General features: G+C 67.3%; 14 protein-coding genes. All 14 read left to right on the top strand.

The features are described from left to right. Positions 1-13: 13 nt before the first annotated feature. Entirely contained in the window at positions 14-1,066 is a 1,053-nt protein-coding gene (locus ACT53M_RS18100; protein ID WP_476229198.1) for an SDR family NAD(P)-dependent oxidoreductase, read from the top strand. After that, positions 1,063-2,199 carry a polysaccharide biosynthesis C-terminal domain-containing protein gene (locus ACT53M_RS18095; RefSeq protein ID WP_476235173.1) on the top strand — a complete coding sequence of 379 codons (1,137 nt, stop codon included), beginning with the start codon at positions 1,063-1,065 and terminating at the stop codon, positions 2,197-2,199. Before ACT53M_RS18100 ends, ACT53M_RS18095 begins: the two co-directional genes overlap by 4 nt. Then, positions 2,196-3,341, top strand: coding sequence for a non-hydrolyzing UDP-N-acetylglucosamine 2-epimerase (gene wecB, locus ACT53M_RS18090; RefSeq protein WP_476235172.1), 1,146 nt, complete (start codon positions 2,196-2,198; stop codon positions 3,339-3,341). Before ACT53M_RS18095 ends, wecB begins: the two co-directional genes overlap by 4 nt. Positions 3,342-3,362: 21 nt before the next feature. After that, positions 3,363-4,613: a glycosyltransferase family 4 protein gene (locus ACT53M_RS18085; protein ID WP_476235170.1), complete on the top strand. Its 1,251-nt coding sequence runs from the start codon at positions 3,363-3,365 to the stop codon at positions 4,611-4,613. Continuing rightward, positions 4,610-5,941 (top strand): lipopolysaccharide biosynthesis protein, encoded by a 1,332-nt coding sequence (locus tag ACT53M_RS18080; protein WP_476235169.1) that lies wholly within the window; start codon positions 4,610-4,612, stop codon positions 5,939-5,941. Before ACT53M_RS18085 ends, ACT53M_RS18080 begins: the two co-directional genes overlap by 4 nt. Beyond that, entirely contained in the window at positions 5,938-7,044 is a 1,107-nt protein-coding gene (locus tag ACT53M_RS18075; protein WP_476235167.1) for a glycosyltransferase, read from the top strand. The genes ACT53M_RS18080 and ACT53M_RS18075 overlap by 4 nt, the downstream gene beginning before the upstream one ends. 46 nt (positions 7,045-7,090) lie before the next feature. Then, positions 7,091-8,476, top strand: coding sequence for an O-antigen ligase family protein (locus ACT53M_RS18070; protein ID WP_476235165.1), 1,386 nt, complete (start codon positions 7,091-7,093; stop codon positions 8,474-8,476). Beyond that, entirely contained in the window at positions 8,473-9,651 is a 1,179-nt protein-coding gene (locus ACT53M_RS18065; protein ID WP_476235164.1) for a glycosyltransferase family 4 protein, read from the top strand. The genes ACT53M_RS18070 and ACT53M_RS18065 overlap by 4 nt, the downstream gene beginning before the upstream one ends. Beyond that, a complete protein-coding gene (locus tag ACT53M_RS18060; protein ID WP_476235162.1) occupies positions 9,642-10,793 on the top strand; it encodes a glycosyltransferase in 1,152 nt (383 codons plus the stop codon). The genes ACT53M_RS18065 and ACT53M_RS18060 overlap by 10 nt, the downstream gene beginning before the upstream one ends. Further along, a complete protein-coding gene (locus ACT53M_RS18055; RefSeq protein ID WP_476235161.1) occupies positions 10,790-11,398 on the top strand; it encodes a sugar transferase in 609 nt (202 codons plus the stop codon). Before ACT53M_RS18060 ends, ACT53M_RS18055 begins: the two co-directional genes overlap by 4 nt. Positions 11,399-11,520: 122 nt before the next feature. After that, a complete protein-coding gene (locus tag ACT53M_RS18050; protein ID WP_476235160.1) occupies positions 11,521-12,738 on the top strand; it encodes a DegT/DnrJ/EryC1/StrS family aminotransferase in 1,218 nt (405 codons plus the stop codon). 23 nt (positions 12,739-12,761) lie between these two features. Then, complete coding sequence (locus ACT53M_RS18045; RefSeq protein WP_476235158.1) at positions 12,762-13,745, top strand: hypothetical protein; 984 nt, start codon at positions 12,762-12,764, stop codon at positions 13,743-13,745. Continuing rightward, a complete protein-coding gene (locus tag ACT53M_RS18040; RefSeq protein ID WP_476235156.1) occupies positions 13,742-14,692 on the top strand; it encodes an ATP-grasp domain-containing protein in 951 nt (316 codons plus the stop codon). Before ACT53M_RS18045 ends, ACT53M_RS18040 begins: the two co-directional genes overlap by 4 nt. Then, the gene (locus ACT53M_RS18035) at positions 14,689-15,348 is read left to right on the top strand and encodes an HAD family hydrolase (protein WP_476235154.1); all 660 of its coding nucleotides are present in this window, start codon (positions 14,689-14,691) and stop codon (positions 15,346-15,348) included. The genes ACT53M_RS18040 and ACT53M_RS18035 overlap by 4 nt, the downstream gene beginning before the upstream one ends. Positions 15,349-15,640 lie beyond the last annotated feature (292 nt).

Raw genomic sequence — 15,640 nt, 5'->3', positions numbered from 1 at the left:
TTTCGAGCGAGCTATGACCATCAGACAATTGGATGCAAACGCCACGGTGCTCATCACCGGGGGCACGGGATCGTTCGGCAAGACGATCCTCTACGATCTGCTGCGCGAAGGCGTGGGCGAGATCCGGATCCTCAGCCGCGACGAGGAAAAGCAGGACGCGCTGCGCACCCAGCTGTGCGATCCGCGCGTCAAGTTTTTCATCGGCGACGTGCGGGACCGGACGAGCGTCGACCGCGCGATGCGCGGCGCCGATGCGGTGTTCCACGCCGCGGCACTCAAACAGGTGCCGAGCTGCGAATTCTTCCCGCTGGAGGCAGTACGGACCAACGTGGTCGGGTCGGACAATGTCATCCGCGCCGCCATCGAGCAGCGGGTCGGCAGCCTCGTCTGCCTCTCCACCGACAAGGCGGTGCTGCCGATCAACGCGATGGGCCTGTCCAAGGCGATGATGGAAAAGCTCGCCCAGTCAGCCGCGCGCGAGATCGGCCCGGACGCACCGACGACCATCAGCTGCGTGCGCTACGGCAATGTGATGTGCTCGCGCGGATCGGTGATCCCGCTGTTCATCCGCCAGATCCGCTCGGGCCGCCCTATCACCATCACCGAGCCGACGATGACGCGCTTCCTGATGCCGCTGCGCGACAGCGTGGCGCTGGTCCGCTTTGCCTTTGTCCATGCCCGCCAGGGCGATCTGTTCATCAAGAAGGCGGCAGCGTCGACTATCGCCGACCTCGCCCAGGCGCTGATCGAGCTGTTCGGCGTCCCCGACCATCCGATCGACGTGATCGGCTGGCGCCATGCCGAGAAGCTCTACGAGACGCTGGCCAGCGCACAGGAACTGACCACGGCCGAGGATATGGGCGCCTATTGGCGGCTGCAGCTCGACGCGCGCGACCTCAATTATGCACGCTTCTTCAGCGAAGGCACCGAACAGACCGCCGAGGGCGAGGATTACCACTCGCACAATACCGAGCGGCTGGACGTCGCAGGTGTGCAGCAACTGCTGCTGACCCTGCCCGAAATCCAGGCCGAACTGTCGAACTGGCCACAGGCGATTGCAGCATGAAGATCGTCGTCACCGGCGCCCGCGGGTTGCTGGGCTGGCACAGCGCCGCCCGGCTGCATGCCGCCAATTGCGCAGCGCGCTACAAGGGCGAGGAGGCGCCATTTGAGCTCGAACTGCTCGATCGTGCACGCTTTGCCGATGCCGATGCGCGTGACCGTGCGATCGAGGGGGCGGACGCGATCCTTCACTTCGCCGGCGTAAACCGCGGCAGCGAGGCGGAGGTGCGCGAAGGCAATCCCGCCATCGCCTGTGCGCTGCTGGCGTCGTGCGAGCGGGTCGGCACCTATCCGCACATCGTCTATGCCAACAGCATCCACAGCCGTGCCTCGACCGTCTATGGCGCATCGAAGCGAAGGGCCGGCGAGATTCTGGCGGCGCTGGGCAGCCGTTATACCAACCTGTTGCTGCCGCACATTTTCGGCGAATGCGCCCGCCCCTATTACAACAATGTCACGGCGACGCTGATCGACAAGCTGTGGCGCGCCGAAGTGCCGGAAATCGATCCGTCGGGGCAGGTTTCGCTGCTCCACGCCGGCAGCGCCGCCGAACTGGCCATTGACTGCGTGCTCGACGGGATCGAAGGCGAGGTGGCGCCGTCCGGCAAGGACATCACCGTGACGGATCTGTTCCGCCGGCTGCGCGATTTCCACGCCAGCTATATCGGCGGCGTGTTTCCGGCGCTGACGGACCCGTTCGATCTGGCGCTGTTCAACAGCTATCGCACCGGCGGCTTTCCGGCCCATGCCCGGCGGCCACTCGCGCCCCGGCGCGATGCGCGCGGCGTGCTGTTCGAAACCGCCCGCGCGATGGGCGGCTCGCAGAGCTTCGTCTCGGTGACGCCGCCGGGGCAGCGCCGCGGCGACCATTTCCACAGCAATCTGGTCGAGCGGTTCGTCGTGCTGCGCGGCCGGGCGACGATCCGCATCCGCCGGGTGCTGACAGACGAGGTGCACGCCTTCGCAGTGGACGGCGACGATCCGGTCGCGATCGACATGCCGCCATTTCACACCCACCATATCGAAAATGACGGCGACGCCGATGTCGTGACCTATTTCTGGTCGCACCGGCTGTTCGATCCCGACCGGCCCGATACCTATGCCGATCCGGTCCTGGCGGAAGGCAATTCCCGATGAGCAGACTGAAGATCGCGACCGTGCTCGGTACGCGCCCCGAAATCATTCGCCTGTCGCGCACGCTCGCGCGGCTCGATGCCTGCACCGATCACCGGCTGATCCATACCGGTCAGAACTGGGACCATGCGCTCAGCGACGTGTTCTTCAACGATCTCGGTGTGCGCCGGCCGGACCATTTCCTGAATGTCGACACCAGCAGCCTCGGTACGGTGCTGGGCGGCATCCTGATCGGCGTTGAACAGCTGTTCCGCGCCGAACGGCCCGACGCGCTGCTCGTGCTGGGCGATACCAACAGTGCCGTCGCCGCGATCATGGCGCGGCGGATGAAGATCCCGATCTACCATATGGAGGCGGGCAACCGCAGCTTCGACGGCAATGTGCCCGAAGAGACGAACCGCCGGCTGATCGACCACATCGCCGATTTCAACCTGGTCTATACCGAACATGCCCGCCGCCATTTGCTTTCGGAAGGGCTGTCGCACCGCCGCATCTATCTGACCGGATCGCCGATGCGCGAAGTGCTCGACCATTATCGCGCCCGGATCGAGGGGGCGGACATTCTCGCCCAGCTCGGGCTCGAACGGGGGCGCTATTACATCGCCTCGCTCCACCGGGAGGAGAATGTCGACAGCAAGCCGCGCCTGGCGGCGCTGGTCGCGGCGCTCAATGCGCTGGCGGCGCGCGACGGGCTGCCGGTCGTGCTGTCGACGCATCCGCGCACCCGGCGGCGGCTGGACGCGATGGCCGACTGCGCGTTCGATCCGCTGGTCCGCCACCTGACGCCGTTCGGCTTTCACGATTACAACCATCTCCAGCTGCATGCCCGCTGCGCGATTTCCGACAGCGGCACGATCGCCGAGGAAAGCGCGATCCTTGGCTTTCCTGCAATCACGCCACGCGACGCGATCGAGCGGCCGGAAGCGCTCGACACCGGGGCGATCCTCGTCACCGGGGTGGAGCCGGACGCGATCCTGTCCGGTGTTGACGCCGCGGTCGCGATGCATGGCGAGGGCGGCGGCGCAGCGCGCATCCCGGACGATTATGCGATCACCAATACCTCTGAACGGGTGGTGAAGCTGATCCTCGGCACGGCGCGCCTGTCCAACGCATGGGACGGCATCCGTCTCCACGACTATGTCTGAGCGGTGCGCGGAGCGTTGAGCATGCGCATTTTGTACGTAACCCAATGGTTCGATCCGGAACCTGCCTTCAAGGGCGCTGCCTTTGCGCGCGCGCTCGCCGATGCGGGGCATGAGGTGCGGGTCGTCACCGGCTTTCCCAACTATCCGGGCGGCAAACTCTATGCCGGCTATCGCATCCGGCCGTTCCGGCGCGACGTGATCGACGGCATTACCGTCGACCGGCTGCCGCTCTGGCCCAGCCATGACCAGTCCTCGCTGGGACGGGTCGCGAATTATCTGAGCTTTTTCCTCTCGCTGCTCGTCTATTGCCTGTGGAATCTGCGCCGATACGACATCGCCTATGTCTATCATCCGCCGATAACCCCGGCACTGGCCACGGCGCTTGCCGGTGCGGTCCACCGCGTGCCTTTCGTGCCCGAAATTCAGGATCTCTGGCCGGACAGCGTTGCCGTGTCGGGCATGGCCAATCCGCGCATGGTCGCCATACTCGATCGGGCGTGCCGCTTCGTCTATCGCCGGGCGGCGCACATCGTGTGCCAGTCGCAGGGGATGCGCGACCGGATCGTCGCGCGCGGTGTGCCGCGCGAACGCACGAGCTGCATCTACAACTGGTCGAACTATCACCCTGCCGCCGGCGAAGCCGCCGCGCTGCCCGAACCCGTTCGACGGGCGTTCGAGGACCGCATCAACTTTGTCTATGGCGGCAATATCGGCGGCGCCCAGGCGCTCGAGCATCTGGTCGCGGCGACGCGGCTGGCGGCGGCGCGGGTACCGGGGCTGCGCCTCCATCTGTTCGGCAAGGGCATTCGCCTGACCGAGATTGCGGCGCTGGCGGCGGCATCCGACGGCGCCGTGCTGGTGCATCCTGCCGTGCCGCGCGCGGAGATGGATCGGATTTTCGAGGCAGCCGATGTGCTCGCGCTGCACCTTGCCGACGATCCGTTGTTCGAAGTGACGATCCCGTCGAAGCTGCAGCATTATCTGTCGGTCGGCAGGCCCGTGGTCGCCGGGATCGGCGGTGAAGCCGCGCGGCTGCTCACGGAAAGCGGCGCGGCGTTGGTGGCCCCGCCCGCCGATGTGCCGGCGCTGGCCGAGGCGATGGTGGCACTGGGGCAGCGGTCCCCGGCCGAGCGGACGGCGATGGGCGCGCAGGGGGCGGACTATTATCGCCGCCATATGGGGTTCGACCATGCCGTCGCGGAAACGCTGGCGCTGCTGGAACGCCATGCCCGCACGCCAGATGGCGCAAGAACGGTGGGGATGCCGGCATGAGCGGGGCAGCACTTGCCCGCCAGCGCGACCGCAGCCTCAGCCTGGCGCGATCGACGGCAATCGCCGGCCGGTTCGCCGGGCTGGCGCTGCAATTGTTCAGCCTGCCTGTCGCGGCGCGCGCGCTGGGGTCGGCGGGGTTCGTCCATTTCTCGATGGCGACGGCGACGCTCGGTTTCCTGATGATGGCCAATATCGGCGTTGGCCCGGCGATGGCGCTGCGCATGGCCTATCGCCGCGGGCAATCCCGCGCGGGCGACAGCGCGATGCTGTTCGCCACGGCCTGGTGGACCACGCTCATACTGTCGCTGGCGTGCGGCGCGGTCGTCGCGGCGTTGTTCTTCGTAGCGCCCGGCATCGTGGCATCGGCACCGGCGGGCGTTGCCGGTCGCGAAGTGACGCGGGTGCTGGGTGTCGTCGTCGCGCTGTTCCTCATCAGCAGCCCGCTGACGATTGTCGAACAGGCGCAACTCGCCTTTCAGCGTCAGCATCGCGCCAATATTGCCCAGATGACGGGCACGCTTGCGGCAGCGGTGCTGGTGCTGCTCGTCGCCCGCTTCGCGCCTTCCACTGCGCTGCTGCTGATCGCGGTCTATGCGCCCTTGCTGTTCTTCCGCTGCGCCAACGCGCTCCAGTTCCTCGCCGGAACGCCCGATCTGCTGGGCGGACGGTTCAGTCGCGCGACGATGCGCGATCTGGTCCGCGAGGGGCTGGCCATGTCTGCGGGCAGCACGCTGTCGCATTTTCTCGCGCATCTGCTGCCGATCCTGCTGTTCGGCGTCTGGCTGGAGCATGACGAAGCCGCGCGGCTGTCGGCGCTGATGAATGCGCTGGTGCTGTGCACCACGGGCTTCGCCATCATCCATGGGCCGCTCGCTGGCGCGTATCCGGATGCCCGGGCGCGCGGTGACCTGCGCTGGATCCGCCGCCAGTTCTGGGGCGCGACATTGGCCACTTTGGGCATCGGCATCGGCGTCTGCCTGGTGCTGAGCGTGGCCGGGCAACTGGTTTTTCGCATCTGGTATCACGGGGCAATAGTGCCGGGGGAGGCAATGTTGATCTGGGCTGGGGTATATTTCGTAGCGCTCGCCGCCGAGCGGGCACTGTATTCCTTCGTTCTGGCGTTCGAAAAGATTGACGGCGGATCGATCGCCATTCTCGCACGCAGTGTGGCCGGCGCCGCGCTGTTCGGGCTGTTCGGCCGCCAGATCGGGGCGGAGGCTGTGTTTCTGGTGCTGGCATGCTGCACCATCTTGCTGTCGGTGCTCCCGCTCGTTTGGATGACGGCGCGTATCTTCGCCGGTTCGGACGCGCGGATGGCGACGGCATGAGCGGTGAGTCCGGGGTCGTGTTCCTTCAGCCCGCCCTGCCGCACTACCGCTATGATTTCTTCCGGCGCCTCGCGGACAAGCTGGGCGACAGGGTGGCGGTATATTATTCGGCGTCTGCGCTGGAAGGCAGGGGCGATGCGCTCAACCGTGCTGGCTGGGCGCGGCAGATCGGTTCGATCCGCCCTTTGTTACCTGGTATCGAATGGCAGCAGGGGGCGGTCGGCATCCGCGTACAACGCGGCGATGTGCTGGTGCTGTCGGGCAATCCGCGCTCGCTCTCCACGCTGGTCCTGTTGCTGAAGGGCCGGCTGCGGGGCGCGCGGATCGTCTGGTGGTCGCATCTGTGGAGCAGCAGCAGTCGCTTCCACCGCTATGTGCTGCGGTTGCTGTTGATGCGGCTGGCGGATGAAGTGCTGTTCTATACCGATCGCGAGGTCGAGGAATATCGCGGCAGCCGGCTGGGGTGGCGCGACCGGCGGCCGATTCACGCGCTGAACAACGGCATCGACATCGCACCGGTACAGGCCGTGCGGTTGCCCTTTCGCGCCGCCGAGCGTGCGCGCAACCTGTTGTTCATCGGCCGGCTGACCGCCAAGGCGCACGTCGAGTTGCTGTTCGCGGCGCTGGCCGATCCTGCGCTGGAAGGCGTGGTGTTGGAACTGGTCGGCGGCGGCGAGGAACAGGCTGCGCTGGCGCAACGCGCCGAGGCCCTTGGCGTCAGCGGGCGGATCGTCTGGCATGGCGGCATTACCGAAGAGGCGCAGATCGCTGCCATCGCCAATCGCTGTCGCCTGTTTGTCTATCCGGGCGGCGTCGGCCTCAGCCTGATTCACGCCATGGCCTATGGCTTGCCGGCGATCGTTCATGACGACCGACATCGGCATATGCCGGAGATCGCGGCCTTCTCGGAGGGGTCGACCGGGGCCAGCTTTCCGGAAGGCGATGCTGCCGGGCTTGCCGCAGCCATCGCCGGGCTGATCGACGATACGATGCGGCTGGATGCGATGGCGGCGGCGTCGATCGATATCGTCGAGCGCAAATACAACACCGAACAAATGGCTGAAGTGGTCGCGGCGATCTGCCGCGCAGAACCGGCCGCCTGACGGGCTCAGGCCGTTACCCCTTTCTCCCTCCAAGGCAGTAAAATCCATGTCTCCCAGCGTATCCGGGATCGGAGGGCGCGGCCGCCTGGTCGCGCAACTCCAGCTTTATGGTGTGGCCCTCTATCTGCCTCTGTCCGGTATCGTCTGGGTGCCGGGCGTGCCCTATGAGCTGATCGCGGCCGCAAAAATCCTTGTCTATGGCGGCATCGTGCTGCTGGCGCTGTTGTCGCCGGCCCAGCCGAGCCGCGACACCCGGGCCATCCTGACGCCGGTATTCGCCTGCATGCTGGCCGCAGCACTGTCTGGCGTGATTGTCGCCGGGGGGCAGGGGGCCTATGCTGCCGCGGGCCAGTTCATCGGCCCGCTGATCTGGCTCTATGCCCTGTCGCGCATTCCCGTGGAGCAGACCGGGCCGGCGCTGGTGCTGTTCCGCCGCTCGATGTGGCTGTTCCTGCCCTTCATCCTTTACCCGGCGGGCGCCGCGCTCGGCGTTCTGCCCAATCTGCTTGCGCCGGCGGCGTTCGGCAGGCCTGATTATGAGAGCCTGGCCTTTGGCGATACGGCGGCCAGCGTTCTTACCGGCGGCTTTGCCGGATCGCGGACCGGCTGGGGCACTGCGGCATCGACCGCAACCATGATGCTGCTGGCGCTGAACGGCGCCAGCTTCTTCCGCGGCCCCCGGGCGACGTTCCTGCTGTTCCTGGCGATGGTCGCGGGCGTGCTCAGCATCGCCGTCACCGGCGCGCGGGGGGGGCTGATGGCGATCCTGGCCGGTACCATCCTGTTCATCGTCACCCAGTGGCGCGCACCGCTTGTGGCCAAGCTGTGCCTGTTCGGTGCGATCGGCGTGCTCGTCGTCGGTGCGATCAGCGCCGACAGCAGCGGCGCCATCGCCGACAAGCTGATGCGCGACATGGGTGAGGGGCACAGCATCGGCGAGCAGGTGGATGCGATCAGTTCGGGGCGGTTCGATACCTACCGGCTCGGCTGGGAGGCCCTGCGTGACAGTCCCGCCTTCGGGGTGGGCGTGGAGGGCGCGAAGCTGTGGCTCGACTCGATCGTCTATCTCCAGATCCACAATGTCTTCCTGCGGCTACTGGCCGAATCCGGGCTGCTGATGCTGTTGCCCCTCACGCTGCTGACCGCGCGGCTTGCGGCCATCACGTTGCCGCGACGGCAGGGCGAAACGGCAGGCGATGCCGGCGCGCGCTATGATTTTGCCCCCGTCATCCTGTGCGGCTTTGTCGTGTCGATGGTCGAACCCGCCGTGTTCTTCGGGACGATGAACGCCAATCTGGTGCTGTGGACGGCGATCTGGGCGCAGGCCCGCCTGCGCGCACCGTTCCTCGCGCCGCCCGTGGCGCTGGCCCGCTCCGCAGTCTTCCCCTCGCTTCGCCCTCACACAGAACACAAGAAGGTAGCCCCGTTATGACCGCGCAACCGGCGCAGCCGATCCAGCGCATCTGGTTCTGGCAACGCTATGTCTCTCCGCATACCGTCGATCTGATGCGCCAGCTCGCCGGCCGGGGCATCGAAGTCACGCTGGTGTCGTGCGCGCAGATGGACGCGGATCGCCGGCGGCTGGGCTGGGAGGATCCCGATCTCCACCCCGTCCGCCACGTCGATGCGTCCGACCCCGGAGTCATGCAGCGCACGGCGGCGACCTGTCCGCTGGATGCGGTGCACATCGTCTCCGGGCTTCGCGGCAATGGCCTGCTGCCGGTTGCGCTTGCCGAACTGGCCCGACGCCGCGCCCGGCTCTGGATCTGGCTGGAAACCGTCGAGAACCGCGGCCTGGGCGGATTGGCCCGACGGATCCTCTATCATTTGCTGCTCCGGCGCTGGGCGCCGCATGTGAAGGGCTTCCTCGCCGCCGGGTATCGCCTGCCGGCCTGGCTGCGCTCCTGCGGCGCGCCGGGCGACCGGATTTTCGAGTTCGCCTATTTCCTGCCGCCTTCGTCCCGGGCGCATACCGCGCGGCGCGAGGCAGACGATACGATCGAATTTCTGTTCGTCGGCCAGATGATCCGCCGCAAATGCCTGCCGCTGCTGATCGCCGCCCTCACCGCGCTTGCCGGCGTGCGCTACCGCCTGACGGTGGTGGGCACCGGCCCGCTCGAGGCCAGCCTGTCCGCCCAGGCGCATGCGCGGCTCGGCAGCCGGGTAAACTGGCTGGGCCAGCGGGCGATCGGCGACATTCCCGCCATCATGGCCGCCGCTGACTATCTGATTCTCCCCAGCCGGCACGATGGCTGGGGCGCGGTGGTCAACGAAGCGCTGATCGCCGGCACCGGCGTGATCTGCAGCGATTGCTGCGGCGCGGGGGGCATTGCCCTGGCGAGCGGCGCTGCGGCGCTGTTCCGCGCAGGCCGCCGCAGCGACCTGTACCGGGCGCTCCGCTGGGCAGTCGCGCGCGGCAAGCAATCGCCGGAGCGGCGCGGCTGTCTTGCTTCCTGGGCCCATTGCGTGACCGGGCCGGCGGGCGCCAGCTATCTGCTCGACATTCTCGCCTGCTCGGACCTTGGCACACCCGCGCCCATCCCGCCCTGGCGGGTCGCCGGGGCTGCTTTTGCTGCCGGTAACAACGGGGCGCCGTCATGCGCCTGATGCTGGATTGCACCCAGCTGCAGGTAGGCGGCGGGATCCAGGTCGGCCTTGCCGTGATCGACAATGCGCTGCGCACGAGCGGCATCGATGTGCAACTCGCCAGCTCGGCGCAGCTCCACGCCCAGTTGCCGGACAGCCAGCGCCAGCAGATCGGCGACATCGCCGTGGTGGGCGATACGCTGAGCGCCAACCAGTGGGTGCGGGCCCGTCAGATGCGTCGGCTGGAAGCACGCTGGCAGCCGGACTTCGCCTTCACGGTGTTCGGCCCCACGCTATGGCGTTCGCGCACGCCCAATCTGCAAGGCTTCGCGCGCGGGCTGATGCTCCATCCCGATATCCAGTCGCTGGGGGCAGGCCCGGTCGCCCGCCTGCGACACTGGATGCAGAACCGGATCTGGTTCTTCTGCCTGCGGCACCATGCCGATCATATCGTCGTCGAAACCGAAACGGTGCGCCGCAAGCTCGCCCGGGCCGCGCGCATATCCGAGGACCGGATCGCCGTGGTGGGCAACAGCTACAGCCCCGCCTTTTTGCGGCAATGCGCCGCGCTGGGCAGTGCACCGCCCGAGGATGGCGGTTTCCACATCTTCGTGCCGGCGGCCGATTATCCGCACAAGAATCTGGATGTCGTGCCCGAAGCGGCGGTGCATCTCGCGCGGATCGGCCGCGCCGACGTGACCTTCGTCTTCACGCTCGATCCGCGCGGACCCGGCTGGAGACGGATTGCGGCACGGGCGGCGGCACTTGGCGTAGAAGCGATGTGCACGACTGCCGGCGTGGTGGACAATGCCGCCATTGCCGCGCGCTACCTGAAGGCCAACGCCATTCTCTGCCCCAGCCTGATCGAATCCTCGACCGCCGTGTTTCCCGAGGCGTTCTGTGCCGCCCGCCCGGTACTCGCCTCGGATCGCGACTATGCGCACGAGGCGTGCGGCGCGGCAGCGCTCTATTTCGATCCCGTCGATGCGGCCAGTCTTGCGGCGGCCGTCGCCCGGCTGGTCGAAGAGCCGGGGCTGGCGACGCAGCTGGTTGAGGCCGGGCATCGCCGCTTCGCCGCCGTCTATCCTTCGCCACAAGAGAAATGGCACCAGCAATGGGCATTGATTCAGCAACGTTCCGGATCGCGGAGGGCGGTGCGATGAAGCGTGCCTTCGACCTTGTCGCCGCATTGGCGGCGCTGGTGCTGTTCAGTCCGATCCTGCTGGGGGTTGCGCTGCTGGTCCGCATCCGGCTCGGCCGGCCGATATTGTTCCGTCAGATCCGCGCCGGGCGTAACGGCGCGCCGTTCGAGATCATCAAGTTCCGCACGATGCTGGACGCGGTCGATGCCGAGGGGAACCGCCTGCCAGACGAACAGCGGCTCACGCCGTTCGGCCGCTTCCTGCGCGCTTCCAGCCTCGACGAACTGCCCGAGCTGATCAACATCGTCCGCGGCGAGATGAGCCTGGTGGGGCCGAGGCCGCTGCTGATGGACTATCTGCCGCTCTACACCCCCGAACAGGCGCGTCGCCATGCGGTGCGGCCGGGGCTTACCGGGCTGGCGCAGGTGAGCGGCCGCAATGCGCTGAGCTGGGAGGCCAAGTTCGCGCTCGACAGCTGGTACGTGACGCATCGGACCTTCCTGCTCGACCTCAAGATATTGTGGCAGACGGTGGCCAAGGTGCTGCTGCGCCAGGGCATCGCTTCCGACGGCCACGCGACAATGCCCGTGTTCACGGGTGAACCGGAGCAGGAACGGCAAGCCTGATCGCGGCGTGCTGCCGCCGGCCTCCAGATCGCTCCCGAAACCTCCGCCATTCCAACGCCGGCGCGCGCGTGCCGGTACCGCTGTGCGCACTCGCAGCGCACCTCGTCTTGCAAGGGGATATCATGCTCGACACCAGCCTGCCGCCCTGGCCCGCCTACACGCCCGAGGAGATCGAGGCGGTCGCCGCCGTGCTGCGCTCCAACCGCGTCAATTACTGGACCGGCGACCAGTGCCGCCAGTTCGAGCGTGAATTCGCGGACTGGTGCGGCACCTCGCACGCTATTGCGCTCGCCAACGGTACGGTGGCGCTCGACCTGGCGCTGAACGGGCTGGGCATCGGTGCCGGCGACGAAGTGATCGTCACGCCGCGCACCTTCATCGCCTCCGCCTCCTGTGTCGTAAACGCAGGGGCGATTCCGGTGTTTGCCGATGTCGATCCCGACAGCGGCAATCTCAGTGCGGAGACGATCGCCGAAAAGGTGACGCCGGCTACGCGCGCCGTGATCGTCGTGCATATGGCCGGCTGGCCTGCCGACATGGACCCGATCATGGCGCTCGCCGAAACCCATGGCTTCGCCGTGATCGAGGATTGCGCCCAGGCGCATGGCGCCCGTTACAAGGGACGCAGCGTCGGATCGATCGGCCATGTCGGCGCCTGGTCCTTCTGCCAGGACAAGATCATGACGACCGGCGGCGAAGGCGGCATGGTGACCACCAGCGACCCGGCATTGTGGTCGCGCATGTGGTCGTTCAAGGACCATGGCAAGGCGTGGGAGGCGGTGTACGAGCGGCGCCATCCGGCGGGGTTTCGCTGGGTGCACGAAGGCTTCGGCACCAACTGGCGGATGACGGAGATTCAGGGCGCAATCGGCCGCATCCAGCTCGCGCGGATGGGCGAGTGGACAGCGGCACGTCGTGCCAATGCGGCGGCACTCGCGGATGCAATGGCACCGCATACCGGCCCTGAAGGCTGCCTGCGCCTGCCCTTGCTGGATGCGGGCGACGGCATCCATGCCTTCTACAAATTCTATGCCTATGTGCGGCCCGAGCGCCTGCGCGAAGGCTGGAGCCGCGACCGGATCGTCGCGGCGATCACGGCGCGCGGAGTCCCCTGCTATCAGGGCGGCTGCTCCGAAGTCTATCTGGAGCGGGCTTTCGAAGGCACCGGCTGGCGGCCCGAAGCGCGGTTGCCCGTGGCGCAGGTGCTGGGCGAAACCAGCATCATGCTGCTTGTCCACCCGGGGATCACGCCGGCGCAACTCCGGGCAATGGGTGAAGCCGTGGACGCGGTGCTCGCGCAAGCCAGCCTCGCGCCGGCGGATGCTGCTGCCATCGCCTGAGCCGTGCCGAAGGACTTCTGGCCATGAACGACCGGCGCACCATCCGCGGATGGAAATCGATCGGCGGCTATCTGGGGGTGGCACCAAGCACGGCGATCCGCTGGGCGAAGGATCAGGGGCTGCCCGTCGTCCAGGCGGCGAAGGGTTCGACCGTCTATGCCTTTCCCGGGGAACTCGACGGCTGGCAACTCCGCCAGCGGGAAGCAAATCCGCCGGCTGAAACGGCGGTCGCAGCCAGCACCCCGCAACCCGCGCCCTCGCCGTCACGTGCTGCACGGCGGAACGCGTGGGGCGCACTGGCCGCGATCCTTTTGCTTCTCGGCGGTTTGGGCGCGTGGCTCGCGGTTCGCGGGGCGCTGGCGTCTGACGTTGCGCGAAGCGTGGACGGCGCCGACCCGCGCTGGCAGGACCAATATCTCGCCGCGCGTGCGCTGTGGGCCACCCAGCGCCCGACCAGTGTCGATGGTGCGATCGGGCGCTATCAACAGATTCTGCGCCGGTATCCGAACGCCGGCAAACCGCTTGTCGGTCTGGCCGACGCGTATCTGACCGCGTGCATGCTAGGCACTACTGCTCCCGCGACCGCGCTGGCGCTTGCCGGTGCTGCCGATGCCCGGGCGCTGGGACTTGTACCGGGCGACGCCGACGCGCACCGCATTGCCGGCTTCCTTGCCTATTGGACACGGCACGACCTTGTCACGGCCCGCATCGAATTCGATGCAGCGGTGCGTCTCGTGCCGGAAAACTTCCTGGCCCAGCTTTGGTACGGCGAAGTGCTGCTCGATGCCGGTGAAGTGTATGGCGCCTTGCCGCGCCTTGCCGCTGCCGTGTCGCTGGCGCCGGATTCGGAAAAGGCGCGGGCGGCATATGCGGACGGGCTGCGGCGTGCTGGCCGTGCGGAGGAAGCCCAGGCGCTGGTGCCCGATGGACTGCGGCATACCGCGCTTGCCCGATGCTGTAGCGACTTCATTCCATCAGATCAGACAGACAGGATAGCCTGCCGATGACCATATCGATTCTACTCTGCTCGGCGGGCCGTCGGGTCGGGCTCAGCAACGCCTTTCGCGATGCAGCGCAGGCGCTGGGGCGCAAGGCGCGGATCATCGCTGCCGATCAGAAGCCGGCGCTGAGCGCCGCCTGTGCGTTGGCGGACGCGGCCTATGCAGTGCCGCGGGCGACCGACCCCGATTATGTGCCGGCGCTCCTCGATCTGTGCGCGCGCGAGGGCGTGCAACTGGTCGTGCCGACGATCGATACCGAATTGCTGCCGCTGGCATTGGCGGCGGATGTGTTCGCGGCCGCCGGCGTGCGCGTCCAGATCGCAAGCCCGGACTTTGTCGGCATGGCGCGTGACAAGCAGCAGACGGCGGAGCGGCTGCGTGCGGCCGGCATCGCCACACCGCTGACCATCGCACCACCCCAGCCGCTCGCCGAAATCGACCTGCCGGTGATCGTCAAGCCGCGCGGCGGCAGCTCCTCGATCGGGCTCCGCATCCTCAGGGCCGATGCCGATCTGGCCGGGTTTGCATTTCCTGCGGATGCGATCGTCCAGGAATATCTGGACGGCCCCGAATACACGGTGAACGTGTTCTACGACGCGGAAGGCAATTTCCGCGCGGCAATTCCGCATCTCCGCCTCGAGGTGCGCGGGGGCGAAATGTCCAAGGGGCGCACCGAACGCCATGCCGCCCTTACCGACATTGCCCGGCAGATCGGGCGCAGCGCCGATGGCGTTCGCGGCGTATTCTGCTTTCAGGCGATATGGACGGCGCGCGGGCCGGTCGTGTTCGAAATCAACGCGCGGTTCGGCGGGGGCTATCCCCTGGCGCATCATGCCGGGGGGCGCTTCGCACAATGGCTGATCGAGGAAGTCCTGGGCCTTGCGCGCACCGCCAGCGACGACTGGCGATCGGACGTGACGGCACTGCGATACGACAGCGAAGTCTTCCAGTGACCGTCGCCCTCCCGCAGGCAGTGGTTCTGGACCTCGACGATACCCTTTATCTGGAACGCGACTATGTCCGCTCCGGCTTCGCGGCAGTGGGCCGGCACCTTGCCCGAAGCGGGGTGATGGAGGATTTCGCCGCGCGGGCCTGGGCCTTGTTCGAGGGCGGGCTGCGCAACACGGTTTTCGATGCGGTACTCGGCGGTGCCCCGGCAGTTTCGATCGCCGAACTGGTCGAAATATATCGCGCCCATGCGCCTGAGATTGCCCTGTGCCCGGATGCAGCGCGATTTCTGGCGCGGCTTCCCGCCGATCGGCCTGTGGGCATGATCACCGACGGCCCGGTCGCCAGCCAGTCGGCCAAGATCCGCGCGCTCGGGCTGGACCGGCGGATTGCTGCCATCGTCATGTCGGACAGCTTCGGGGTTGCGTTCCGCAAGCCCCATGACCGACCGTTCGAGGCGGTGGAACGGGCGCTCGGGGTGGCGCCCGACCAGATGGTGTATGTCGCTGACAATCCGTTGAAGGATTTCGTTACGCCGCGGCGCCGCGGCTGGCAGACGGTGCGGATCCAACGTCCGCTCGGCGAGTATGCCGGGCGCCCGATGGCAGGTGCGTTCGCCGCGCATGCGACCGTGACGACGCTGGATGCGCTGATCCTTTAGGCGCCTGCGCCCGGCGGAATCTTCTCAAATCTTCTCAAATTCGTTCAAATCGACCGATCCGCTGCCGCGCATATGGCGCCCGGCGCCGGTTCGACTGCATCCGTCCCGCTAATGAAGGTGCGCCGCCGGGGGAAGGCGACGCGCCGAGGTGCCGTTTCGGCACGCATGGCGGGGGGCGGCGAGCAGAACCAGGCAGAGCACAGCAGCGCGTGATGCGGTTGCCGTTCGGGACGGACGAGTTCCGGCGGTCGCCGCCTGCCCGCGCGCGCCTGTCCGGCCGGGGTCGATTTCC

It is taken from the genome of Sphingomonas sp. DMC6, from assembly GCF_056314225.1.
This window is presented reverse-complemented; position numbering and strand designations above follow the sequence as displayed.